General features: G+C 39.6%; 19 protein-coding genes and 1 pseudogene. 13 read left to right on the forward strand and 7 right to left on the reverse strand.

What is annotated here, in order from left to right; all coding sequences use genetic code 11:
• Window positions 1–29 precede the first annotated feature (29 nt).
• The 9 genes from DXA54_RS05580 (at window position 30) to mobV (ending at window position 8,718) form a co-directional block, all read left to right on the forward strand.
• On the forward strand, window positions 30–653 hold the full coding sequence (locus DXA54_RS05580; protein WP_008646346.1) for a hypothetical protein: 624 nt from the start codon (window positions 30–32) through the stop codon (window positions 651–653).
• Between the two features lie 43 nt (window positions 654–696).
• A complete protein-coding gene (locus DXA54_RS05585) occupies window positions 697–1,260 on the forward strand; it encodes a cob(I)yrinic acid a,c-diamide adenosyltransferase (RefSeq protein ID WP_004302366.1) in 564 nt (187 codons plus the stop codon).
• A 73-nt stretch (window positions 1,261–1,333) separates the two neighbouring features.
• Window positions 1,334–1,555, forward strand: a complete 222-nt coding sequence (locus DXA54_RS05590; protein ID WP_002558131.1) for a DUF2795 domain-containing protein — start codon at window positions 1,334–1,336, stop codon at window positions 1,553–1,555.
• A 231-nt stretch (window positions 1,556–1,786) separates the two neighbouring features.
• Window positions 1,787–3,145 (forward strand): tyrosine-type recombinase/integrase, encoded by a 1,359-nt coding sequence (locus tag DXA54_RS05595; RefSeq protein ID WP_005682099.1) that lies wholly within the window; start codon window positions 1,787–1,789, stop codon window positions 3,143–3,145.
• A gap of 34 nt (window positions 3,146–3,179) precedes the next feature.
• Window positions 3,180–3,851 carry a hypothetical protein gene (locus DXA54_RS05600; RefSeq protein ID WP_032837953.1) on the forward strand — a complete coding sequence of 224 codons (672 nt, stop codon included), beginning with the start codon at window positions 3,180–3,182 and terminating at the stop codon, window positions 3,849–3,851.
• A gap of 228 nt (window positions 3,852–4,079) precedes the next feature.
• Window positions 4,080–4,409, forward strand: coding sequence for a DNA-binding protein (locus DXA54_RS05605; protein ID WP_005682097.1), 330 nt, complete (start codon window positions 4,080–4,082; stop codon window positions 4,407–4,409).
• Window positions 4,402–5,907 carry a DUF3987 domain-containing protein gene (locus DXA54_RS05610; protein WP_005682096.1) on the forward strand — a complete coding sequence of 502 codons (1,506 nt, stop codon included), beginning with the start codon at window positions 4,402–4,404 and terminating at the stop codon, window positions 5,905–5,907. The genes DXA54_RS05605 and DXA54_RS05610 overlap by 8 nt, the downstream gene beginning before the upstream one ends.
• Complete coding sequence (locus DXA54_RS05615) at window positions 5,900–7,018, forward strand: DUF6371 domain-containing protein (protein ID WP_005682094.1); 1,119 nt, start codon at window positions 5,900–5,902, stop codon at window positions 7,016–7,018. Before DXA54_RS05610 ends, DXA54_RS05615 begins: the two co-directional genes overlap by 8 nt.
• A gap of 149 nt (window positions 7,019–7,167) precedes the next feature.
• Entirely contained in the window at window positions 7,168–8,718 is a 1,551-nt protein-coding gene (mobV, locus tag DXA54_RS05620) for a MobV family relaxase (protein WP_005682092.1), read from the forward strand.
• 97 nt (window positions 8,719–8,815) lie between these two features.
• Here mobV and DXA54_RS28780 read toward each other — a convergent pair.
• A pseudogene (locus tag DXA54_RS28780) lies at window positions 8,816–9,529 on the reverse strand (restriction endonuclease subunit S); the annotation flags it as partial.
• A 45-nt stretch (window positions 9,530–9,574) separates the two neighbouring features.
• Here DXA54_RS28780 and xerA point away from each other — a divergent pair.
• Both xerA and DXA54_RS05635 read left to right on the forward strand, forming a co-directional pair.
• Window positions 9,575–10,567 carry a site-specific tyrosine recombinase/integron integrase gene (xerA, locus tag DXA54_RS05630; protein ID WP_005682088.1) on the forward strand — a complete coding sequence of 331 codons (993 nt, stop codon included), beginning with the start codon at window positions 9,575–9,577 and terminating at the stop codon, window positions 10,565–10,567.
• A gap of 57 nt (window positions 10,568–10,624) precedes the next feature.
• Window positions 10,625–11,227, forward strand: coding sequence for a restriction endonuclease subunit S (locus DXA54_RS05635; protein WP_005682087.1), 603 nt, complete (start codon window positions 10,625–10,627; stop codon window positions 11,225–11,227).
• On the opposite strand, the gene DXA54_RS05640 is transcribed toward DXA54_RS05635, so the two are convergent.
• From DXA54_RS05640 to DXA54_RS05665, 6 genes are read right to left on the reverse strand one after another with little or no spacing between them, the layout of a single operon-like run.
• Complete coding sequence (locus DXA54_RS05640; protein ID WP_005682086.1) at window positions 11,151–12,434, reverse strand: restriction endonuclease subunit S; 1,284 nt, start codon at window positions 12,432–12,434, stop codon at window positions 11,151–11,153. The genes DXA54_RS05635 and DXA54_RS05640 overlap by 77 nt on opposite strands.
• The gene (locus DXA54_RS05645; RefSeq protein ID WP_005682085.1) at window positions 12,435–12,845 is read right to left on the reverse strand and encodes a hypothetical protein; all 411 of its coding nucleotides are present in this window, start codon (window positions 12,843–12,845) and stop codon (window positions 12,435–12,437) included.
• Window positions 12,842–13,990 (reverse strand): YhcG family protein, encoded by a 1,149-nt coding sequence (locus tag DXA54_RS05650; RefSeq protein WP_005682084.1) that lies wholly within the window; start codon window positions 13,988–13,990, stop codon window positions 12,842–12,844. Before DXA54_RS05650 ends, DXA54_RS05645 begins: the two co-directional genes overlap by 4 nt.
• Window positions 13,983–15,644: a class I SAM-dependent DNA methyltransferase gene (locus DXA54_RS05655; protein ID WP_005682083.1), complete on the reverse strand. Its 1,662-nt coding sequence runs from the start codon at window positions 15,642–15,644 to the stop codon at window positions 13,983–13,985. Before DXA54_RS05655 ends, DXA54_RS05650 begins: the two co-directional genes overlap by 8 nt.
• A gap of 5 nt (window positions 15,645–15,649) precedes the next feature.
• Window positions 15,650–18,883: a type I restriction endonuclease subunit R gene (locus DXA54_RS05660; RefSeq protein ID WP_005682082.1), complete on the reverse strand. Its 3,234-nt coding sequence runs from the start codon at window positions 18,881–18,883 to the stop codon at window positions 15,650–15,652.
• 1 nt (window position 18,884) lies between these two features.
• Window positions 18,885–19,088 carry a helix-turn-helix domain-containing protein gene (locus DXA54_RS05665; RefSeq protein ID WP_005682081.1) on the reverse strand — a complete coding sequence of 68 codons (204 nt, stop codon included), beginning with the start codon at window positions 19,086–19,088 and terminating at the stop codon, window positions 18,885–18,887.
• A 188-nt stretch (window positions 19,089–19,276) separates the two neighbouring features.
• On the opposite strand from DXA54_RS05665, the gene DXA54_RS05670 reads away from it, so the two are divergent.
• Both DXA54_RS05670 and DXA54_RS05675 read left to right on the forward strand, forming a co-directional pair.
• Window positions 19,277–20,680 (forward strand): metallophosphoesterase family protein, encoded by a 1,404-nt coding sequence (locus tag DXA54_RS05670; RefSeq protein WP_005682080.1) that lies wholly within the window; start codon window positions 19,277–19,279, stop codon window positions 20,678–20,680.
• 9 nt (window positions 20,681–20,689) lie between these two features.
• Window positions 20,690–23,005, forward strand: coding sequence for an ATP-binding protein (locus DXA54_RS05675; RefSeq protein ID WP_005682079.1), 2,316 nt, complete (start codon window positions 20,690–20,692; stop codon window positions 23,003–23,005).
• Window positions 23,006–23,207 lie beyond the last annotated feature (202 nt).

Raw genomic sequence — 23,207 nt, forward strand, 5'->3', positions numbered from 1 at the left:
GGGAGAATAAAAATACGAATGATTGTTTTATGAATCTTCTACTCTGTATAAAAAGACCTTTTATCTGGCTTTCCCGCTTTCGTTATCGTTGCGGATATGGCGTACATTCCCCTTTTGCTTTTAGCCTGATTACCGATGTGATTTATGAGAAGATGCCTTACTATGCCTATTCTTCTTTGAAAAAAGAACAAAAAAAGATGATAAGAGAGCGTGGGTGGACTAAAGGTTCTCAAAAGGTAAACCGTTTCCTGTTCCGGTTGGTGAACAAAGTGCAGCCTGCTACGATTATAGAAGTTGGGCGTCCTTCCTCCACAACCCTCTACTTACAATCCGCTAAACCATCGGCTTCCTACCTCTTTGCTTCCGACTTGTCGGAACTGTTTCTGGATGCAGACACTTCAGTCGACTTTCTGTATCTGAATGACTACCGGAATCCCGACTTACTGGAAGAAGTCTTCCGGGTCTGTGCACATCGCACCACTCCTAAAAGTGTATTTGTAGTCCATGGCATCTGCTATTCCAAAGAGATGAAAGCACTTTGGAAAAAGCTGCAGGCTGATGAAAGAGTAGGCATCACCTTTGACCTCTACGACGTCGGTTTACTATTTTTTGATAAAACGAAGATAAAACAGCAGTATATTGTCAACTTCTAAGAACCTTTGTACGTTTACCTTATAATAAGTAAAAAAGAAGATTATGAAAAAGAGCCTTGTATATACAAAGACCGGAGATAAAGGAACTACCAGTCTTGTCGGCGGAAGTCGCGTTCCAAAGACCCATATCCGTCTGGAAGCTTACGGAACTGTGGATGAACTAAATTCTCATTTAGGATGGTTGAACACCTATCTGCAGGATGAATCAGATCGTGATTTCATTTTGAGTATTCAGCATAAGCTATTTGCCATCGGTTCACATCTGGCCACCGACCAGGAAAAAACGCAACTGAAGGCTGCCAGCATCATAACTCCCGAAAACGTGGAGAATATTGAGCGGGAGATTGATAAGCTGGACGAACAACTGCCCGAACTTTGCGCTTTCATCATTCCCGGCGGGAGTCGTGGAGCAGCCGTTTGTCATGTTTGCCGTACTATTTGCAGGAGAGCCGAGAGACGTATTCTGGCTTTATCCGAAACTTGTACAATTTCTCCCGAAGTATTAGCATTTGTCAACAGATTATCAGATTATTTGTTTGTATTATCCCGAAAAATTAATTTTGATGAGCAAAATAATGAAATATTTTGGGATAATAGTTGGAAATGATAGATTTTATTATACTTTTGCCGAAAAATAGAAAACGAGACAAATTTAGTATTCATTTTAAATACTCAAGATTATGTATTGGACATTGGAACTAGCATCAAAACTTGAAGATGCTCCCTGGCCGGCAACCAAGGACGAATTGATTGATTATGCCATGCGTTCGGGTGCTCCTCTTGAAGTTATTGAGAATCTCCAAGAGATGGAAGATGAGGGCGAAATCTATGAGAGTATCGAAGATATTTGGCCGGATTATCCTAGTAAGGAGGATTTCTTCTTTAACGAGGAAGAATATTAGAGAAGAATAATCGAAAAATTTAAAATTAAATCCCTGTTAATCAATTAGATTAGCGGGGATTTAATTTGTTTGGATAACCGCGTTTGACCGCCTCAAATGGCGCGGTTTGTTTGGATAAAATGCAATTTTTGGAGGATGATTTGTGATTTGTTTGGACAAAATTCACTACCTTTACAGAGGTTTGTGAGTATTGCCGCAACCTCTGATTTTTAATTTCAAACATCCTTCAGTATGGGAAGACCGAAAAGATTATATCCGTTGGGGCGCTACCGCCTGCATGTCAGGGGTGAGATAGATCCTACCAAACAGTATCTTGTCCAACTTGAATATACCTGGAACCGCCAGGTGATACGCAAGGGTATGAATATCTTTGTCCGGCTTGGAGACTGGAACGAGAAAGCCAACAAGGGGCGTGGCGGAGTCAGGGCGAGCTATGGTCCGGAAGCCAATCGTATCAACAGTCTGTTGCTTGCAAGGGTTGACAAGATTGATTCATTACTGGCGGAATATCAGCAGAAGAATCCTAATCAAATTACAGCTCAGGTCATATCCGATTTTTTAGCTGACAAACCGATTGCACGGGATGATAAAGGAAAGGACTTTGTTGAATTTGTCATGGAAAGACTCGAATCAGATTATTCCAGGAACCGTATCGGTAAGAGCCGATATGAAAACGGCAAGAGTGGAATGAATATCTTTCAAACTTTCCTTCGGGCTACAAAGAAAGGAACTTACAAACAAGACAGTATCTATCTCGGAGAAATTTCTGTTGAACTGATTGATGAATATATCAAGTGGCGTCGGGAGATAAAGCTGAATAGCGATGCAACTATCAATCATGCCTTGACTCCTATCCTTAAAGCATGTGCTTATGCTTCGGAACTGAAAATGATTGATAGTGCTGTCAATGCAAGGATTCAGGACATGCGGATAGCATCGAAAATATCACTCACTGATGAGGAAACCGAGTTTGATGACAAGTACCTGACTAAAGAACAACTGACAGCATTATTGGATTATTATCGCAGTTGTACTGAAGAACGGCGTAAGGAGTTTCTGGAAATGTTTTTCTTTGCTTTCCACGCCTGCGGCCTCCGTGTAGTGGATGTAATGACCTTACAATGGAAACATATTGACTTTGCCCGGAAAGAGTTGCGAAAGATTATGATCAAGACAAACAAACGGCACGTGATTCCCCTTACAGAACCGGCATTACACATTCTGCAGCAATGGCAGGAAAAGCGTGAAGGGTGTAAATATGTTTTCAATCTTGTGAAGGAATCTTTGGATTTGGATGATGCGGAAGCTCTCTATAAAGCGCGCAACAATGCGACCAAATGTATCAACCAGTCGTTGGCCGTTGTCGGCGAACAAATCGGTCTGCCTTTCAGCCTGTCAATGCACGTGGCAAGACACTCTTTTGCGGTATTCGCCTTGAACAAAGGTTTGTCAATGTCCGTAGTCAGCCGTTTGCTTGGACATGGTAGTACGGATGTCACCGAAAAGGTCTATGCCAAATTCCTTCCGGAAACGCTTTCAGCAGAGGTGGCAAGATTGAAGGAAGATTTTATTTCGTTAGAGATAATATGATTATTCACAATGTAATGGATGAGTGAAAATGACAATGTTACAGATAACATTCCTGTTTATAGGATTCTTTATATTGATATTAGTGTTGGCGACTATATTCAAACGGTACCAGAGAACCATTCTTTGGACAGCTGCAATCTGTATGTTTCTTGGAGTACTATTCAGTGTCGGATTCGGATATATAGATGTCATTGATGGGGATGTTCCAAATCTGCCTGTGATTACAAGTATAGTCCTGATAATAATCGGATCGGCATTGTTGATTTTAGGTGCGGAAAAACTCTACTTAAAACAAAGGGAAAAAGAAAATCAGAGTATTCCCGTTGTAACTTCGGCTTCAAATGCGCATTCGGCCGATGATAATGCAACCGGAATCGTATTGACCGGACAACTGAAAACGGAACTTGCGGAGAAAGTCTTTGCCAAAGCAATAGAGTATGGCTATATGAAAGAAGAAGGCTCCCATTATAAATGGACAGAATCAAAAGTTCTGTTGGCGTATATGTGCGGAAGAATTTATTGCGGAGATTATCCGGAGCGTCTTAAAATGGAAACAAAGACCTATTGGAAATTCGGCATGGAACTCTTTCCTGACACCGAATTGTGTGTTCTTTTTGCCACTTCTGACATAGGACAGTCCCGTCAAAACAGAAAAGACCTGACCGTGCCGAAAAATTTTCAGAAAATCGACATCTTTTTCGAGTAGCCTTCCGGCTGCTCTTTTTATTTATAATCAGACGGTTAAGTGCGCATCCTAATATTAGCCTAACATTAGGAATAACCTGTTATATAATCTATGCTAACTTCTTAGGTTCTAAGGACTCTCTACCTTCGCCGCAGTCGTGGGACGATGTGCACAGTCGTGTCACGGCAAGATAACCCGGCTTGAAGTCCGAGTGTGCATCAGGATTGGAAAGCCATAATAAGATTTACTATGGCAAAGAAATTAAAGGTAGAGAGTATATGCGAAAGAGAATTGCTGGAAAAGATTCTCCGCATAGTGGAACGACAGGAAAAACTGCCAACCGCAAATAAGGAGGTAGCGCATTGTCTGTATGACAACAAGTCCTTGATGGCGAAATTGGGAATCAAGGAGAAGTATCTGAAGAAGTTGAGGGACAACGGTTATCTCGGCTATTCCCGTGAAGGTGACAAATATTGGTATACGCAGGAGGATGTGGACCGATTCTTACATCACTTCCATTTTGATGCTTTTGCAATCGGTATCGACTTACCGAAGCAGGAAGGAGGTGGCTATGTTTGATAATCTGCATCTGACCAATATGCTTCGCTCGGAAGTGGAACATATTCCTGAAACAGGATTCCCTTTGGATGTGTTTCCTGACAAGATACAAGACGTAATTCTAAATCTTGCCCAATATGAAAATTTCAATGTGGAATATACCGCCTCCATTATACTTTCTGCTGTGGCAACAGCTGTCGGCAATTCCTGCCAAATCCGCATCAAGGGCGAATGGAAAACAAGTCCTTCCCTTTATATGATGCTAATCGGTCGTCCAGGATTGGGAAAGACTCCGCCTTTGGGATTCATATACAAGCCAATCAACGAGCAGGATGACAGGATGTTCGAGAAGTACAATGAAGAATGGAAAGAGTATGAACGGGCAATGGCTGTTTCCGGGAACAAACGGGAAAAGGGAGCGGATGGCAGTTTGCCGAAGAAACCTCATTTGGTGACTACAGTCATTTCGGACTTTACTCCGGAAGCAATGATGAATACTCATCAGTATAATCTTCGCGGGATAGCATTGGTTGTTGATGAAATCTTGGCTCTCTTCAATTCTGTAAGAAGATACAGCAATAAAAACAATCTTATCGAGGACTTGCTGACTGCATATAGCGGGCAGCCTTTGAAAATCATCCGCAAATCGGAGGCTCGACCTATTTTAATCAAGAAGCCTTGTATCAATCTTATAGGTTCGATACAGACTAACCTGTTGCAGGAAGTTTTTCGCACAGAGTTTCTTGCCAATGGATTGCTTGACAGATTCCTGTTTGTCTATCCGAAAGACAGGACAATATCCGTATGGAAGCGGAATGCTTTAGCTTCGGCAAGACCTGATATCCTGAATCAATGGAGGACAATTCTTAATAAAATACTCGGTATTCCTTGTGATGTTAATGAAAAGGAAAATTCAGTCAATCCTGCCATACTCACAATGACAGCGGACGCTGAGGAGTATTTCTATGATTGGTACAATAGAATCATTGACTCTGTAAATGCCATTGAGAACGATGCGGAAGTGGAAAGCCGGAAAATGAAACTCAATGGTCATGCTGCGCGTTTGGCCTTGCTGTTCCAAATCATGAAATGGGCTGTTGGTGAAGCGGATATGCAATATGTGGAACTGTTTTCTGTGAAAACTGCAATCAGAATGGTTGATTACTATGAGGAGACTTACAGGAGGATTCAGGAAATTATAGTTTCAGATAGTATTGGTGAAACCAAAGAAGCATGGCTATCATTGCTTGGAGACACTTTTTCAACCGGTGATGCCATCGTTGCCGGTAAGAAGGTGGAAATGTCCCGACGGACTGTCTATTATGCCTTGGAACAGTTGTGCCGATTTCAGAATCCCCTTATAGAGAAGATTCATCATGGTGCATATCGGAAGACTACATTGGAAAATTTGAATGCATCTTGCACTATTGCACTTTCATCGGACAAGAATGACGGGCAATCTTCCCAAAGTGCAAAAGTGCAGAGTGCAACTTTAATCAATTCGGACAACCATGAGTGAATACAGGTTTCATTTGCAAAAATACAAATACGGTAGCAAGATTAGTTGTCCGAGTTGTGGAAAACCCCGATGCTTTGTCAAATATGTCGATGCAGAAGGAGAGATTGCCTTTCCTGGCAATGTCGGTAAGTGTGATCACGAGAATAGCTGTGGCTATCATTATACACCCAAAGAATATTTTAAACATCACTCCGTTCGTTTACAATCACTCTCGTCTCGGCATTGCTCATGCAAGCATGGCACTGCTCTCGACTCAGCCGTTTATTTCAAGGATAATCCTGATGTATTGACACGAGATCAAAGCGTGGGTGAATCATTCCAAGCTGCTCTATGTAAGTTCATTGAGAAGAAACCAGTTCTCATAGTTCCTTCATACATACCGTTATCTTATGTGGATAGAAGCCTGTCTCACTATGAAATCAACCCTTTGTATAGGTATCTATGCAATGTGTTTGGCGAGGAAGAAACCATACGCTTGTTCCAGTTATATCGTATTGGGGCATCTGTAAAATGGGGTGGTTCAGCGGTGTTCTGGCAGATTGATATTAATGGTTTGGTCAGAACAGGAAAGATAATGTGTTATAATCCCGAAAACGGGCATCGAATAAAAGAACCTCAAGCCTTTGTCAGTTGGGCACATTCAGAGTTGCGTATGCCGGATTTCCATTTGAAACAATGTCTATTTGGAGAGCATTTGTTGAAAGGTTCATCTGTATCTCCTGTGATGCTGGTCGAGAGTGAGAAAACAGCAGTCATAATGAGCCACTTCATTCCTGATTATATCTGGCTTGCAACCGGTGGCAAGAACGGTTGTTTTAACCGTGACGCAATGCAAGTTCTTCAAGGCAGGGATGTTACTCTTATACCGGATTTAGCTGCGACCGAACAATGGAAAGCGAAGTCCTCCCTGCTATTAGGAATATGCAAGAAAGTCTCCGTGTCCGACATCTTGGAACGGATAGCGACTAAGGAACAGCGCAATCAGGGATTGGACATCGCAGATTTCTTTCTTTTTTCGCCATCCAAACAGCAGATACTCCAGCAAATGATTCAGCGCAACCCAGCGTTACAATTACTAATTGATGAACTCGGGTTGGAACTTATTGAATAACGGAGGAACTTGTTCTGGGAGTTTACAGAAAGTCCATAACACAATAAGGACTTTTTGCCTGACGGCAATAAAATCCGGCCACTGTCACATTGCGTGAATTGGCACAGGAGCAAGCTCCAATTACTATTAACACTTATAAAGAAGACATTATGAATACTGATATAAAACAAGCGATGCACGTTGAAGCTGCCAAGTCATTCAGCTCGGCAGAAGCCAACGAAAACGAAAGACGTTGGAACGATGACAAGATTGACAGGAAAAATCAAGACTCCACAAATAATTATGACAAGACGAGAATGAAGTTGAATTTTGAAATCGGTACTGACGGGAAAATACATACGTTGGGCTATCATGAGAAATCGCTTGAAGTCCGTTTGCAGGAACGCCTGTCGGAGTTGTGCTGGAAACCATTCAAGCCGGACAGTAAGATTCAGCCGAATTGTTGCGCCAGATTCATTTTCGGTGGCAATCACGACAGGACTATTGAAATGGCTTTCGGCGATCAGACCGTCAATTTGGAAAAGGATGCAGACAACAGCCATTTGCTTCGGTGCGAGGAAATAGAACATTGGGCGAAAGATGTCTATGACTGGTGTGCCAAACGATACGGGCAGGAAAACATTGTCGGGTTTCAGGTGCATCTTGACGAGAGCAGCCCGCATATTCACGCCTTGATTGTTACAGTCGGACAACGCACCAAAAGTGGTCGTGAGTGCGTAATGTGGTCTGCCAAGTTTGGCAAGAACCGTTATGAGTATGGTCAGATTCTTCGGGAGATGCATACATCACTATATGAAGAGGTTGGCAGCAAGTATGGGCTGGAACGGGGCGACAGTATTGAAGGTCGTAATGTGCAGCACCTTCATAAACGTGATTATATCCGCAAACTTACTAAAGATGCAAAGCAGGCGGAGAAAGCAGTCAAGGGACTTCAAACAATGATACAGAAATTGGAGGCTCAGATTTATAGTTATCAAACACAGCTTGAAGAAATTGACGAGTCTTTGGCTTCCGGTCAAATTGCACTCAGAGAATACGAATCCCGAAAGTCCGAGATACTGAAACAAATTTCTGAATATCAGTCCAAACTTGAAGACAAATCTGATAAACTCCGTGCAAAAGAACAGGAATTGGAGCAGCTGACTAAAGATACCGCCAATGCCCGTTCAGTTATCCAGCCGTTCCGTAATCACAAGGTGGATTTCACGGCACCACAAATCACAGAGAAACCGCCTATGTTCGGTACGGACAAATGGGTCGAGCGTCAAAACCAACATATCGCTAAGCAGTTTACCACAATTGTCCGCAAGATAGAATCCCTGTACAGAAATGATGCGGCACGGCAAGTCGAAGCAGCCCAACGCAATGTTTTGGCGGACTACGGAGAACTATACCAATTGCAAAATGATGTCAAAACTTTAACGGAAAATAATGACAGTCTGAAATCCATATTGGAAACAATGCTTGACCAACTTGCAAATCCCTTAATACGTTCAAAGATATTCGCTATTGCCGATGCCCTTATATGCGGAACTCCAGTCGCCATCTCCTCCAGTGGTGGCGGAGGCTCCACTTCCGACCTCCGCTGGGACGGTCGCCGACCAGACGAGGAGGAAGAAGCCTATCGGAGGAGGTGCTTGATATTTGCGATGGGGACGGTAAAGAAGCAAAATGAGAAGAAAAGTTATAGGAGAAAGTGATTCTGCATTTGTATATTATCACTAATCTCCAATATTTCAATAAAGAGTTGGGATAGTTGCGAATTAATGCGACTATCCCAATTTTACTTATGCATTTCGATAAATCAGAATTTACCGATACTTGACCGTTCATCAGAAGCGGTAGAAGTCCATCACGCTGCTTAATTAGATTATCTATTTCTTCTCCTAATATCATTTGTCTATCAAACATAGGGGAACATATCTTATCAAAAGCTCTTATAACTTCATGTGAAGGAATAATAATAGGCAGACTATATAGGTCTTCTTTAGTAATAGACCCAAATGTTGTACCTGCTGCATTTCTTTGTTCAAAAGCAATTCTTAGGTCATTTAATATATAATACAAGTGCGTCGTAGATCCTAATTTTGAATTAATTGCAGATAAGCCACGACCTATACAACAATCATTATTTGCTATATTTATAGATCCAACTGGGGCACGAACACTCATTAGTATATCACCTCTTTTTGCATATCGAGAAGGTGCTGTTGTGTATTGTCTAACCGAGGGAAATCTCATACCAAAATCCGTGCTTCCTTGATAAAAAAGCATACCTTCTCCAACTTCATTATAGCTGGATCCATCAGGAGATTGCCCCATTGTTATATTTGCAATGTCGATAAGCATTCCATTATTCCATCCTTGAGGAATTTCCCGTTTCAGTTTCTCATTCCAAACCATCTTACCGCCACTTGACTTATACGGTTTGCCCTCCCCATTCGGGAAGTCAAACTGCACAAACCAGTAATCGTAGAGTTGCTTTGCCATTGCTTCTAAATTCTGATTTAGCCGTCCTTTATATTATAATTATAATAGGGACTAAATATCAGAATTATGAAAGAAAACATCATTCAGGCGATAGTCGCGAAGATGCAACGTGACTTGGATTGCCGGCAAATGGCACGGCTTAAAGCTGTGCTTGCATCAGAACTGCATAATGTAGAAATCATCGAAAAGGAGGTTTGTGTCAAACAGCAAGCACAAGAGAATGAGCATCTTTTGAACTCTTTTATATCAGCTAAAAAGATAGAGGGGTGTTCGGACAAGACACTGGTATACTACCGTAATACCATTGAACGGTTGTTAGTTACGCTCTCTTTGGCTATTTGTCACATCACCACCACAGACATTCGTACCTATCTATCCGATTATCAAGAAGAACACCAGTCTAGCAAAGTAACTATTGACAATATGAGGCGTATCTTTTCTAGTTTCTTTGCATGGCTGGAAGATGAAGACTATATCGCCAAAAGTCCCGTCAGACGCATACATAAAGTAAAGACGGATTCACTCGTAAAAGAAGTTCTATCCGACGAACAATTAGAGCAACTTCGGGACAGTTGTAGTAACAAGCGAGACCTTGCCCTTATAGACATTCTTTCTTCAACAGGCATCCGTGTGGGCGAATTGGCAAAACTCAACCGTGAAGATATTGACTTCCATGAACGTCAGTGTATCGTATTTGGTAAAGGCAACAAAGAACGTGTCGTTTATTTCAATGCCCGAACAAAACTACATCTACAACAATATCTTAATGAACGCGCGGATGATAATCCAGCCTTATTTGTTTCCATAAACTCGCCTCATACACGACTAACAATTAGTGGCATAGAAGTGAGGATTAGAAAGTTGGGACAATCCCTTTCTATGCCAAAGGTTCACCCACATAAGTTCCGTCGTACTCTTGCAACTATGGCTATTGACAAGGGGATGCCCATCGAACAGGTACAGCGATTACTTGGTCATGTACGCATTGACACCACGCTACACTATGCTATTGTGAATCAAAACAATGTAAAGTTGGCTCATAAGAAATATTTAGGATAATTGACACACAAAAATCTGTCTAAAAATGTGTAACTTTGCATCTAAATTTGGATGCAAATGAGAAAATATAAATTGGGAGACATTGCCACTGTTGAAATCAGTGGAGTAGATAAGAAAATCAAAGACGGAGAAAAAGAGATTCGTCTTTGCAACTTTGTTGATGTATATTACAACTGGGCTATTACCACAGCTCAGCATGATGGTTTTATGCTTGCTACAGCCAGTCCCAATGAAATTTCCAAATTCCAATTGAAGAAAGGCCAAGTTGCCTTAACTAAGGACAGTGAAACCCGTGACGACATTGGCATTCCTACTTATATTGCAGATGATTTTGATGATGCCATATTGGGCTATCATTGCGCTATGGTTACTCCAAATAAGGATATTTTAGATGGACGTTATCTGAACGCTCTTCTGCATACAGACTATGCAAAGAAATATTTCGCTTGCAATGCCTCTGGAAGCGGACAACGCTATGCGTTATCCGTTGAAGCACTCAATTCGTTTCCAGTTCCTATGATTCCATTACGTGATCAAGAGCGAATTGGCGAAATATTCTCTGCATTAGACAAGAAAATTGAACTCAATCGTCGGATAAATCAGAATTTACTGACACTTGGCCGTTCATCAAGAGTGGAAGAAGTTCGTCGCGCTGCTTAGTTAACGGAGATATTTCTTGATTATTTTGCACAATAACCTTACGAATAGCATTTGCTTTTCTATTATATGACAGTAGTATGTCTATGGGCGGAATAAAATAGTCTGTTTTACATAGTTCAACAGGACTGAGATTTGCTTGTGCCGCACCATTTGCAAGATTATCAATCACTGTTCGCATCGTACTACTATTAAGGAAATTGTAAAAGTATTCCAAATATATTGCATCACAACACAATAATCCTACACGTTGATTTAATAATAGATTTTCCTCACATACAACACATAACCTTCCACAATTTCCAGTTAGCGAAATCAGTCTATCTCCAATTTGGAGAGAAATATAATCTTTTGCACGGCTTGGAATTTCGTTAACATAATCACAGCCAGATGTTACAAGCTCCCCATCTTGAACATTCTTAATGGTTATTATCTTGTATCGTCCAATAGGTTTATATGTTTCCGATTTGAATGGAAATCCCGACTTAATTTCAAGCCAATTACTAAGAGATTTTACTTCCCAATATTCTGGTATATCTTTTCTCAGCTTCTCATTCCAAACCATTTCACCACCGCTTGACTTGTAAGGTTTGCCTTCCTCGTTGGGAAAATCAAATTGCACAAACCAATAATCGTAGAGCTGTTTTGCCATCGCCTCTAAATTCTGATTTATCGCTCGGTTAAGTTCTATCTTGCGGTCAATGGAGCACAATAGCTTACCGATGCGTTTTTGCTCTGATAATTCGGGAATCCATACTGTACAATCCTTGATTTTATCAGGTGAGGTATGGCGAATCTTAGTCTGTTGGGCAGCAGCACTTAGCTGTTGCTTAACGAGGGCTGAAGATATGAGATAAAATGCGAAATCCTTATCTAACAAGTCTTCCTTGCAGATAATTTTTGCCACATCTTGGCTTTGTATGTATTTGCTGCTTTCCGGAATAATGGCAGTAGAGCCAAGCAAACCTATAGCCTGTTCTGTCAAAGGAGTGATGATGTCTCCCTTTTCCATTAGAAACTCAGGCTTGAAGTCTCCGACATAATATATGTTGTCTTTGGATTTATTCTCTTTAAAGCAGTTGTTCTGATAGTCAAAGTTACCACAAGTCAGACGAATATATTTACCCTCAGTGGCATAAAACTCACCACTGAGACTCGCACCTCTTGTAACATCAAGGATTTCACCCAATTTATATTTTTTCAATTCCATTTATAGCGTTGCCTTATTAATATAATCCTGTATGAGTAACAGATTTGTCTCTATCTCTTTGCGCTTTACAAAAAGGTGTTCAAGATACTCTTTTTGTTTTGCTTTTTCCTGTTTTGCAATTTCTTGTTCTATTCTTACAGCACTTCTAAAAGGATATATAGTTTCATAATCCATTCGTGCTTGTTCAATTTGTTTATCCAAGTCTACGAGCTGTTGCTGATATTTTCTTTGGGCTTCCACAATATCCAAATTATTGGCTGCTACGAAGACATCGAGAAGATTGCGGATAGCTTTAACCTGTTCCATCGCATCTTTTGATGAATCGTGAGCAACTTTCAGAGCAACAATTATTGCAATTACACTAATTATTGGGCTTAATAAGGTGACCCATTGAACCAAGTTTTCGCTCATAATTCACTCTGTTCCCCATTTAGATTTTCACCTAATCTTGCCTCAATTTCTTCAATAGTAGGTATCGTACCTTCCACCTTTTCCGGGTATAGTTTTTCGAGGTCATATTCGGATATGCCTAATGGAAGATTGCTGCCCTCTAATGCGTATTGGGCAAGCATTGAATCCTTTTGGCGGCAAATTAGCAGACCTATTGTAGGATTATCTCTTCCCTCTTTTCTCAGGATATGATTACATGCTACCACATAACCACTTAACTGTCCTAAGTCTTGAAAATCAAACTCGCCTATTTTAACTTCAATTACCACATAACATGATAAATTCAAATTGTAGAAAAGCAGGTCAATAAATTTTTCCTTTTGTCCAATTTGAAGGCGGTATTCTTTACCAATGTATGCGAATCCCGTACCGAGTTCCAATAGAAATTGCGATATATTGGCCAGCAAAGCATCTTTAAGAATTTGCTCGTTGTAGGGTTTCGTGATTCCTGTAAAAGCAAAATTGTAAGGGTCTTTCGTCAGTTCTTGTGCGAGATCGCTTGTCTCGTCTGGCAATGTACGGGTAAAGTTTGTCAAGGCCTTTCCTTCTCGTTCGTATAGGCCGGAGTCCATAAAGTTGAGAAGTACATCACGGCTCCAGCCCTCTTGCATTGTCTTTTTAACATAGAAAAAGGCCTTTGCAGGTTCAGTCCCATATCTGTCTATCAAATAACGGTGGTGCCCCCAAGGTATGGAAAATAGCATTTCTTCCAATTGTCCCACAGGCTGTGGGACAATCTCTGGAGAATCTTTTACGGCTTGTTGTGCTTTCCCGTTCTCTAATTGTCCCACAACTTGTGGGACAACTTTTAGGTATTGAGAATAAAGCAAATAGAATTTCTTTGCATAGTAGATATTTGTACGTGATAGGCCTGTTGAGTTTGGATTCTTGAGTTGCAAATCCACAGAAAGGTTTTTAATGACACTCTGTCCCCAACGCTCTTCAACGTGCATTTCTTCTATGTCTCGACCGAGTTCCCAATAATACTTGAGCAATTCTTGGTTTACTCTTACGGCTGCTTTGATTTGACTTTGCCGATAACGCACACTAAGATCTTCTACCCACCGGGTATAGTCCTTGTCTATGATGGTCAATCCTTTACTCATTGTTACCTACATTTGCGTTGAATTGCAAAGCATCCAATTGTTTCATGATTTCTTCTTCCAAACGATGGCTTTCTACAAATTGTTCGGCAAGCGTTTGCTTGTAATTCGCCATACGAGCATTAAACTCATCTTCGGTTATATCCATATAATCAATCTTGATGTCGAAATATTGCCCGGCAGAAAGAGAATATCCCTTCTCTTTGATTTCTTTATAGCTAACTGCCACAGAGAAATCCTCTACGGCTTCCTTGCGTTGGAATGTACCGACAATCTTTTCTATCTCTTCATCATTTAGACGTACCTTCTTCAATCCGTTGGCATCCTTGTATTCCTCACCCAATTTGCTTGCATCAATCAAAATTACCCTGTCTGTGCTTGCCGACTTGTCAAAGAATAACACGCTGACATTAGTGCCCGTATTGGCAAACACATTGCTTGGCATAGAAACACAACCATATATCCATCGTTCATCAACGATCTTCTGAAGTATTTTATTTTCAATGCCGCTTTTTGCTGTTATGAAACCTGTCGGAATGACAATGGCTCCCTTTCCCGTCTTTTTTAATGAATTGATAACGTGCTGGATGAAACAAGTGTAGATTGCCATTGATTCTTTTTTCTTGGCAGGAACATTGGGTACTCCTGCCCAAAAACGAGCAGGCATTGCCGCTATTTTCTCTCTAGTGTCGGAGAAATCCATTTTGAAAGGTGGATTACTAACGACAAAATCAAACTGGCGCAACTGTTTTCCATCATCGCTCTTGTGATATGGGCTTACAAGCGTATCGCCTTGAATGGCATTATCAAGCGAAGAAACTAATCCGTTAAGTAAAAGGTTTAGTTTCAACATCTTGTTGCTTCGCTGAGAAATATCCTGAGAGAAGATGGTACAACGGCATTCGCCTATCTGATGGCTGAGTGCCATCAGTAATGTACCTGTTCCAGCAGATGGATCATAACATTCCATATTATGCAAATCCGTATGGTCGCCAACGAGTAAGCGCGCCATAATAGTAGCAATGGCATGCGGGGTGTAATACTCAGCATACTTACCACCTCCGGCAGTATTGTAGTCTTTAATCAGGTACTCAAAAATACTGGAGAAGAAATCGTAATTTTGAGCAAACGCTTCTTCAAAAGAGAAGTTTACGAGTTTGTCCACCAATGCACGAGCAAATGGCGCACGTTGTGCTGTATCGGTTACAAATGGTGTCAATGCCTCAAATAACGGAATCCTTGTGTTGGCTGTAGTCTGAGTAGAAAATATATCTGCATTTTTCTCTGCAATATCTGTCATTGTGGAATCAAAAATGGTATCAAAATCACCTTTGCTTTGTTGATTCCATAGGTTGGCAATCAAGTGATAAGGTTCGAGCATTGGAACATCAGGTGAAATTGCACTCTGAATAAGCATACGTTCATCACCTGAAAGATTCTCATATGCAGTTTCCCATTTTACATCACCAGTCAGTTTCTTGGCTATGTCACTTTTGGCATTCTTAAGTTCATAGCCAAACTTATCATTCAGAAATTTATAGAGAAATACCTGAGTGATTATTTTATATTCGTTACCGTCGTTGCCCATACCGTAGGACTGGCATGTGGCTTTTAGCCCGTCAATGAGCTTTAATGTTTTTTCTTTGATGTCAGACATATTCTTTATGATATTGCACCGTATGTGGCGTTATATTGGTTTATATATTGCTGTGAAATACGTGTTTGGATAAACTTATAATCATCCATTTCCGGTTTTATCTGCGGAAATTGATACAAGCACCCATTGACAAGAGTCATAACCGTACGATTGAAATAGGCATCTTTTTTCAAAATGTCATTACGGTCATATACTTTAGCATCTACATCCTTTTTTATGATATTGAGAATAGATGCTATTTCATCATCCAAGAATGAGAACATAGGCTTTTGACCTTTCTCTTCCCTTTGTTTGTTAGCCTCACGAATACGCTTATGAACACGAACGAATTTTTCGTCTCCGTTATATTTTCTGAGCAATACATTGTTGCGCTTTTGCAGCTCTTGTAAGCGTACTATGATTTCATCAAGTGCCTGCGTCTCTTCGTTGAACTTGGCTATACTGTCAATCACAAAACCATGTTCTTTAAATCGTTCCATAAAAGCATCACGTAATGACATGAATTCAGGATCATCTTGGTCAAAGTTTTGCGTAAATGAGGAGATTGTGCGTTGCCATTTATCTTTCAATTCCATTCCTCCTGAAATAAGGCGCATTTCTTCCTGCCCGATTTTAGAGAAAGTGAATTCTATATCCATCATTGCCTCATTGATTAGCGTTTTTGTTTCGTCGCTTGTGCTAAACGCCTCTTTCTGATTGATGATACCGATTCGTCTTTGTACCTCTGATAATAGTTGTGGCAATTTGGTTATTTCAAGCTTTGAGAATTGTTCTTTCATATCCTCATCACCGAACGTACGTACAATATTTGCCATGTTTTTTGCTGATTCCAATGCCTGTTTCAGGTCAAGGAGAACGGACTTATCTTCTTCCGTCGAGATTTCAGCAGAAAACTCCTCAGCATTATCAAAAGGATAATTGAAAAGTGTTTGGCGCACTTGTTTCATCTGGTTTAAGATTTCATCCTTGTCCTCAATAACTTGGGTAAACGTATCTGTGGCAGCTGCCATTCCTGTCTCATCCACATCGTTAAAGCGGTTAAGCTCTTGTAGATATGCTTCATTCGTTTCTTTGAAGTTGCGTTTAATGTCGGCAAAATCGATTACAAAACCATAGCGCATACCAGGATAAGGACGGTTTACACGGGTAATAGCCTGAAGCAAATTGTGATCTTTCAATTTGCGACCAAAATATAGACGCTTCAAGCGAGGCGCATCAAAGCCTGTCAAGAGCATGTTGAAGACAATAAGTATGTCCACAGTCATATTCTTTTTAAAGTCTTTGATTATCTGCTTTCTTGTTTCTTTATCATCTGTATCATGAAGGATGAGACCAGCTTTCAACGGCCGATATTTAGATTTATATTCGACCATTGGCTCACCAAGTACACATGAACCATCAGGAAGTTTGATTTTGATAGGCTTGGGCTGAAATTCTTCCCATTTTTCTTGAAAAACATCATAAAGCCGTCGTGCCTGTTCGCTCGTTTCACAGATGACCATTCCACCTAATGTGTCATCACCTTGTATTTTGCGAAACTCTTTCAAGTCCCTCATAATGTAATGAGCCAATTCTTCAACATAACTCGGATGCTCAATAATTTCCGATTTACGGATGTCTTTCTTCTGTACTAAGGTATCCAATTTATCGTACACATCTGAAAGACGCTCTTTATATGAGGTCTCAATGTCTTCACGTATGATTTTCAGTGTATAGCCATCTGCAATGGATTTGTCGTAGTAATATGTGTGCAAATAATTTCCGAAGACTTTGCAGCTCGCGCGTTCTTCCTTTAATAGCGGAGTACCAGTGAGGGCAATTTTTATAGAATCCGTATCCGCATCAAAAAGGTTGGCAAGGAAACATCCTCCTGGCTTATAACCACGATGTGCTTCGTCAAGTATAAAAATACGCTGAAGATTCGTAGCATAATCACTAATACGTACTTTTTCTTTATCCTCTGCAAAACGTTGTATGTTCACAACGGTAATTTCAGCCTGACCACTTACGCCTTGTTGTGCTTGGTTACTGCGGAACTGTTCCATCAGTTCAGTTCTTGTATTGGCGGTTGAAACCACCAGCCCACGTGCTTCAAACTCTTGTGTGGCCTGTTCTAGCAAATCAAGACGGTCAACGATGAAATAGAATTTGGCGACCTTGTTCTGCTTGGAATAGAAGTCGTTGAGAATATAGGTCAGATAATAAGACAAGGCTGTCTTTCCACTACCTTGTGTATGCCAAACTACGCCTGATTTCACACCTTCGGCAAGTTTCTTACGAATTGCCAGCGATGCAAACAATTGCTGATAACGCATGATGTGTTTTTGGTCGGTAGATTCAATTTTACCGTCCACCTCTCGCTCCATGCGGACGTAAGCGATACCATATCTAATGATATACAGTAAGCGTTCTGGCGAACACATTGAAGTCAATATGCGGTTTGTGGGCGTATTGAAATCGAGGTTCGTTTGATATTCAGGGCTTGTATGGATTACCTGACAGTTGTAATCAGCCAGAATCTGTTTTTCTATAACCTCGTCAATCTCTTTGTATGGATAATCCCTATTGAAAGGTGCAATTTTCTGATTGCTCGGATTTTCTTCACGGAAACAATTAAATGGAGCATAAGAACGTGCTCCAGTACAATAGAAAGCCCCCTGTATAGGAACAATGCCGCCAAGTGAATCATATTCCATATTATTGCTGAATATCATCAGCTGCGTGATGTTGATGAAACGGCGAAACTTTTTGTTTGGGAAGCGTTCTTTGTTCATCCTTGCGCTCTCTGCTAACATTCCACCGTGATTGTTCGGCTTCTTCACTTCAACGAAACAGAGTGGCATACCGTTTACAAACAAAGTGATGTCAGGTCTGAACTCATCCTGACCGTTTTTGCAGGTAAATTCGGCAGTAAAATGGAATGCATTGTTTTCGATATTATCGAAGTCTATTAGTTTTATAGGAGATACCGCTTTGAGGCGATTGTAAAAACCACGACCTAGATCATCATCATTCAACTCTTTACGGATGTCTTTCAACACTTGAAGATATTCTCCTTCGTGTCCGGGATTCAGCTTTTTGAACTGCTGCTCAAAAATTGGCAAAAGAATATTCGTGTCACCGTCATAGACTGTGCCATTTTTATCTTCACTCAACTTGCCAAAATATGTATATCCTATTCGGGTGAGATGAACCATTGCCGGCATCTGTACCCGTGTCGCTTCCGAGAACTGCTTCATGTCACCTATCCTTCTTGTCGGTTATCAAATCTTTTAAATCCACTTGTAGTATCTCCGCTATCTGCTGCAAGGTATCCAAATTGGGCTGGATCCGATTACAAGCATAGGCATTAACCATACTGAAACTCTTGCCGAGTTGTTTGGCTAACCATGTTTGAGAAATACCTTTCTCAGATAAGGCGGCTTTAATCCTATTTAGTTTCATATTATTTCTCAATTGAATAGTGCAAATATAGGGAATTATATTCGATAATTCGGTTTTCTTTTTATACTTTTGTAATTTGATTGGCTTTTTGAAGCCAAATAAATTGCAAATGAAATGAGGAAACTGATTATATAGCCTGAACTATTGTTCAATACCCTATGTAATTGGTTAACTAAAATAGGTTTAGTATGAATAAGCACTATTCGATTTTACATATATCTGATTTGCATAAAGGAGAAAACAACGACTTTGATCATTTGTTTGCTTCTTTGTGCAATGATGCAGACTCATATGATCAAGATATACCTAAGCCAGAATTTATTGTAGTTTGTGGTGATTTAGCTGAGGGCGCGAATGGGGAAGATGCTGAAGAAAAGATAGTGAAACAGTATCAAGAAGTTGAATCTTTCCTAGATAAATTGGTAAGACATTTTCTTAATGGGGATAAATCTAGAATAATTATTGTTCCTGGAAATCATGATTTATATAGGGGAGCAACAATCAGAAGTATGGAGGCTATACCTGATGATATACGAGAAAGTGCTAAAGAGAGGTATTTAAAAGGTGACCCTCAATATCGTTGGAGCTGGAAAGATTTTTGTTTTTATCTAATTAATAAGGAAGAAGAATACGCATCTAGATTCAAATTTTTCGTTGAATTTTATAATAGGTTTTATGAAGGCATTCGCACGATAGATGATTGTGATATGCTGAATAAAATTATAGACTTTCCGGAGTATAACATTGCATTTGCTACATTTAATAGTTGCTACAGAATAGATCATCTAAACCAGATTGGAGCAATAAATAGTAAGGCGATTGCAGAATCCCAATCTGAATTGTCGAAAGTCTTCAAATATGGTAGGTTCATTGTTGGTGTATGGCACCATAATATCTCAGGAATACCAACTCAGACGAATTACCTTGACCCAAGAGTACTTCATAGTCTTATGGATTTCCACATACAGTTAGGTTTATATGGGCATCAACATCATACAGAAGCCTTATATGAGTATCATGATATTTTTAAACAAGGACGAATGACTTTAATAAGCTCTGGTTGTTTATATGGACGTGGCAAAACTATGCCAGAAGGCACACATTGCCAATACAATATTTTAGAGATAGTACAAAGCGAAGAAAAGGTGAATGTAATATTGCATGTTAGAGAAGATGAAACAGCATGGGATATACCTTCATGGAGAAGGAAGCTAATTGAAGGAAAAGATTCATATTCAATGGCATTTAATCTACCTGCAATTGATTATAGCAGGGTGCTAGCAGATTGTTTAAATCAGGCAAAGGTTGAAAATAATTATAAGGAGGCCATTGAAAATCTTATATCTATCCGTAATAATGAAGCTACAGCAAATAAGTTCATTGATGAATTTCTTCAAAAGATAAGTAATCACGATATTTGCACATTAGAATTTGAGCCTATGACGATTGCACAAGTTATAGCAGTTATGGGTGCTTCTATAGAGACGCATAATTGGGATACCTTTGATAAAGCGGTAATGTCCGCAGATAAACATGGATTACGAAATTGGCAAACGAATGTGCTGATTGAAGACGCTAATAAAATAAGATGACATACCAGTATGAGCGATATACCTTTTAATGTACAAATTGATCGGGTGTTAGACCTGTTGTGTTCACAAATATATGATTCACCCCTCTCCCTTCTTCGAGAGAATGTTCAGAATGCTTATGATGCTATTCTGCAAAGGAGTCACATAGATACTGATTTTATTAATCCAGAAATTCGTATCACTATAGATAATCATACATTGTCAATATATGACAATGGTATTGGAATGGATGCAGATGGACTTAAGACTCATTATTGGACTGCTGGGTCAAGTGGCAAAAATAATCCAGAAGCACGAGCAGCAGGTGTTGTTGGTACATTTGGAGTTGGAGCTATGGCTAATTTTGGAGTATGTACTGAACTGAATGTTGAATCAAAATTATACGGAACAGATATAACTTGGTTATCTGGTGTCAAGAAGAGTGAATTATCACTTAGCGATAATTGTATTTATATATCGGAAAGCAAACATAATCGCTCTGATTTTGGCACAACTATAAAAGTAACTATATCGTCCGATTTTATGCTAAATAAGGACAATGCATTGGCTTACCTTAAGCCTTATGTGCGTTATCTGTCTGTTCCCGTATACTTAAATGATGTTCTAATCAGTCAAGAATCATACGATATAACACTAAGCACCAACTACATAGATAGTGGTATACAACATTATAAAGATTCTCTCTACGAATTTGATTATAGAGTTATACTCAATAACGGTGTCCCTGTATTGCCGCAATGCAAGATAACAGCTATAACATATAACCATGTCGGTATAAAAGGTGATATATGTTTGAAAGCATCTGATTCTGTTTTATTCGGTTTAAGAAACTCTTTTGGATTAGCTCCAATTGCAGTTAATTCAGTATTCCATTTGAACGGCATCGTAAACCTCCTTACTTTAATACCAACGGCAGGTAGAGAGGCTGTTAGCCGTGAAAGTACTTCTTTTGTTTCTAGATTGATTAGTATTGTTGATGGTATAGTTGCCCAAGAGATTGCGAAATATCCAATAGCAAATAATTCTCGTGAATTCCATGCTTACATTAGGAATACAAGAAGATATGATTTAGCAGGATTTATTGAGATTCCTGTGGAAAAAACAGATGTTAGTATTAGACTTAAGGATGTTAAAAAGGTAATAGATGGTAAAAATGTCTATTACTTTAAAGGAAATAATAAAGAGACAATAGAATCCTTGAAAGATAATTCTAATCTAATATTGACATTTAGTAATGACTATAATCGTGCAAATATTCAACAGCAGGTGTTAATGCAAAAATCAATCCCTGAAATCAAAGATGACATACGAATTATTAAAGTATATGATGATATTGATTTGGCATCCGAGGAAATTTCTATCTTGATGAGAACACGTATGGTTATAGAGGATGATTATTCACTAAGTAACTTTAAATTATCATATGCAGATATTAGCCATAATTTATCTATATACGTACAAGATGAAGCTGGAGTTATTCATATTTTCTTTTCACGTTCTTCAACCGAGCTGGATTATTTAAAGGCTGTCTACAAGGATAACTATGCTCTTTTTGAGCAATTTATAAAGGATATGGTAAGAACTAGATTATATCCTAAATTTTCAAATTACCTACCATCAGTTACAAAGGAAGGTGCAGATGCTTTATTTGCATATCTACAGAAAAAACGCGAACTTTTTACCATTGAAAATGGAGATCTTGGAGATGTTGGAGATATGATGAACGACTATCTTGCAGGTAAAAAGAGCATGGAAGATATTATCAATGTTGCTCGAGCCAATAAACAAAAGCAAAAACAAGAGGTTAATGCAAGAAATGTAGGTAGTGTATCGGACGTCCTTGGCGGTACCCCTGATTCAAAAATAAGTACTCTAAGTAATGATGCAGATCCTTGTATGCCTATGCCGCCTATCATGCGACTAGATAAAAAAATTGATTTCAAGGTATTGAGAACAGATGCTATCAATCACGATTTGAATAATATCAAGTTGTTCTTATCCTTATCAGATAAGTTATATAGAGATTATGCAGAATTCTTTTATCAACCACATACAACTAATGTGATTTGGAGTATGCATCGCGTAATATTCTTCTTTACGCATGCGTCAAACAATCTAACTCTTTATTATCAACTAGATTTGGATAAACCTCTTGGCAACAATGTAAAGGGCGCAAAAACTATTCCAACAACAACGATTATAACTAAGAATAAAATTTTTATTCCCATAGTTGATGAGATGGTCGACTATTTCAACGTGACACAAGGTGTCCTGAAATTCATGGTAAAATATGACTCCGTAAGGAATACTGACAATGAGAAGTAATATAGTATTAGATATTCTGGCTGGTAATAATTGCGGGACACATATAGTGATATTATCGGTATTATGAAAAATAAATGTAATAGAGTGTGTACCCTTCCCCATTAGGGGAAGGGCATATGTGAGTAGATGACAATTTATGGCATCAAAGAATTGTTTGTCCACCCATTCCTCCCATCGCCTCAGACCGTCTCAGACGGTGCGG

The organism is Bacteroides sp. OF03-11BH (genome assembly GCF_003604005.1).
In the GTDB taxonomy this organism is placed as follows: Bacteria; Bacteroidota; Bacteroidia; order Bacteroidales; family Bacteroidaceae; genus Bacteroides; species Bacteroides ovatus.

What these genes read in the sequence shown, in the direction of transcription:
- DXA54_RS05600 (WP_032837953.1), top strand. Translation starts at nt 3,180, where the DNA reads ATGTTACAGATAACATTCCTGTTTATAGGATTCTTTATATTGATATTA.
- DXA54_RS05610 (WP_005682096.1), top strand. Translation starts at nt 4,402, where the DNA reads ATGTTTGATAATCTGCATCTGACCAATATGCTTCGCTCGGAAGTGGAA.
- DXA54_RS05585 (WP_004302366.1), top strand. Translation starts at nt 697, where the DNA reads ATGAAAAAGAGCCTTGTATATACAAAGACCGGAGATAAAGGAACTACC.
- xerA (WP_005682088.1), top strand. Translation starts at nt 9,575, where the DNA reads ATGAAAGAAAACATCATTCAGGCGATAGTCGCGAAGATGCAACGTGAC.
- DXA54_RS05650 (WP_005682084.1), bottom strand. Translation starts at nt 13,990, where the DNA reads ATGAGTAAAGGATTGACCATCATAGACAAGGACTATACCCGGTGGGTA.
- DXA54_RS05590 (WP_002558131.1), top strand. Translation starts at nt 1,334, where the DNA reads ATGTATTGGACATTGGAACTAGCATCAAAACTTGAAGATGCTCCCTGG.
- DXA54_RS05655 (WP_005682083.1), bottom strand. Translation starts at nt 15,644, where the DNA reads ATGTCTGACATCAAAGAAAAAACATTAAAGCTCATTGACGGGCTAAAA.
- DXA54_RS05615 (WP_005682094.1), top strand. Translation starts at nt 5,900, where the DNA reads ATGAGTGAATACAGGTTTCATTTGCAAAAATACAAATACGGTAGCAAG.
- mobV (WP_005682092.1), top strand. Translation starts at nt 7,168, where the DNA reads ATGAATACTGATATAAAACAAGCGATGCACGTTGAAGCTGCCAAGTCA.
- DXA54_RS05635 (WP_005682087.1), top strand. Translation starts at nt 10,625, where the DNA reads ATGAGAAAATATAAATTGGGAGACATTGCCACTGTTGAAATCAGTGGA.
- DXA54_RS05670 (WP_005682080.1), top strand. Translation starts at nt 19,277, where the DNA reads ATGAATAAGCACTATTCGATTTTACATATATCTGATTTGCATAAAGGA.
- DXA54_RS05660 (WP_005682082.1), bottom strand. Translation starts at nt 18,883, where the DNA reads ATGAAGCAGTTCTCGGAAGCGACACGGGTACAGATGCCGGCAATGGTT.
- DXA54_RS05595 (WP_005682099.1), top strand. Translation starts at nt 1,787, where the DNA reads ATGGGAAGACCGAAAAGATTATATCCGTTGGGGCGCTACCGCCTGCAT.
- DXA54_RS05605 (WP_005682097.1), top strand. Translation starts at nt 4,080, where the DNA reads ATGGCAAAGAAATTAAAGGTAGAGAGTATATGCGAAAGAGAATTGCTG.
- DXA54_RS05580 (WP_008646346.1), top strand. Translation starts at nt 30, where the DNA reads ATGAATCTTCTACTCTGTATAAAAAGACCTTTTATCTGGCTTTCCCGC.
- DXA54_RS05665 (WP_005682081.1), bottom strand. Translation starts at nt 19,088, where the DNA reads ATGAAACTAAATAGGATTAAAGCCGCCTTATCTGAGAAAGGTATTTCT.
- DXA54_RS05640 (WP_005682086.1), bottom strand. Translation starts at nt 12,434, where the DNA reads ATGGAATTGAAAAAATATAAATTGGGTGAAATCCTTGATGTTACAAGA.
- DXA54_RS05675 (WP_005682079.1), top strand. Translation starts at nt 20,690, where the DNA reads ATGAGCGATATACCTTTTAATGTACAAATTGATCGGGTGTTAGACCTG.
- DXA54_RS05645 (WP_005682085.1), bottom strand. Translation starts at nt 12,845, where the DNA reads ATGAGCGAAAACTTGGTTCAATGGGTCACCTTATTAAGCCCAATAATT.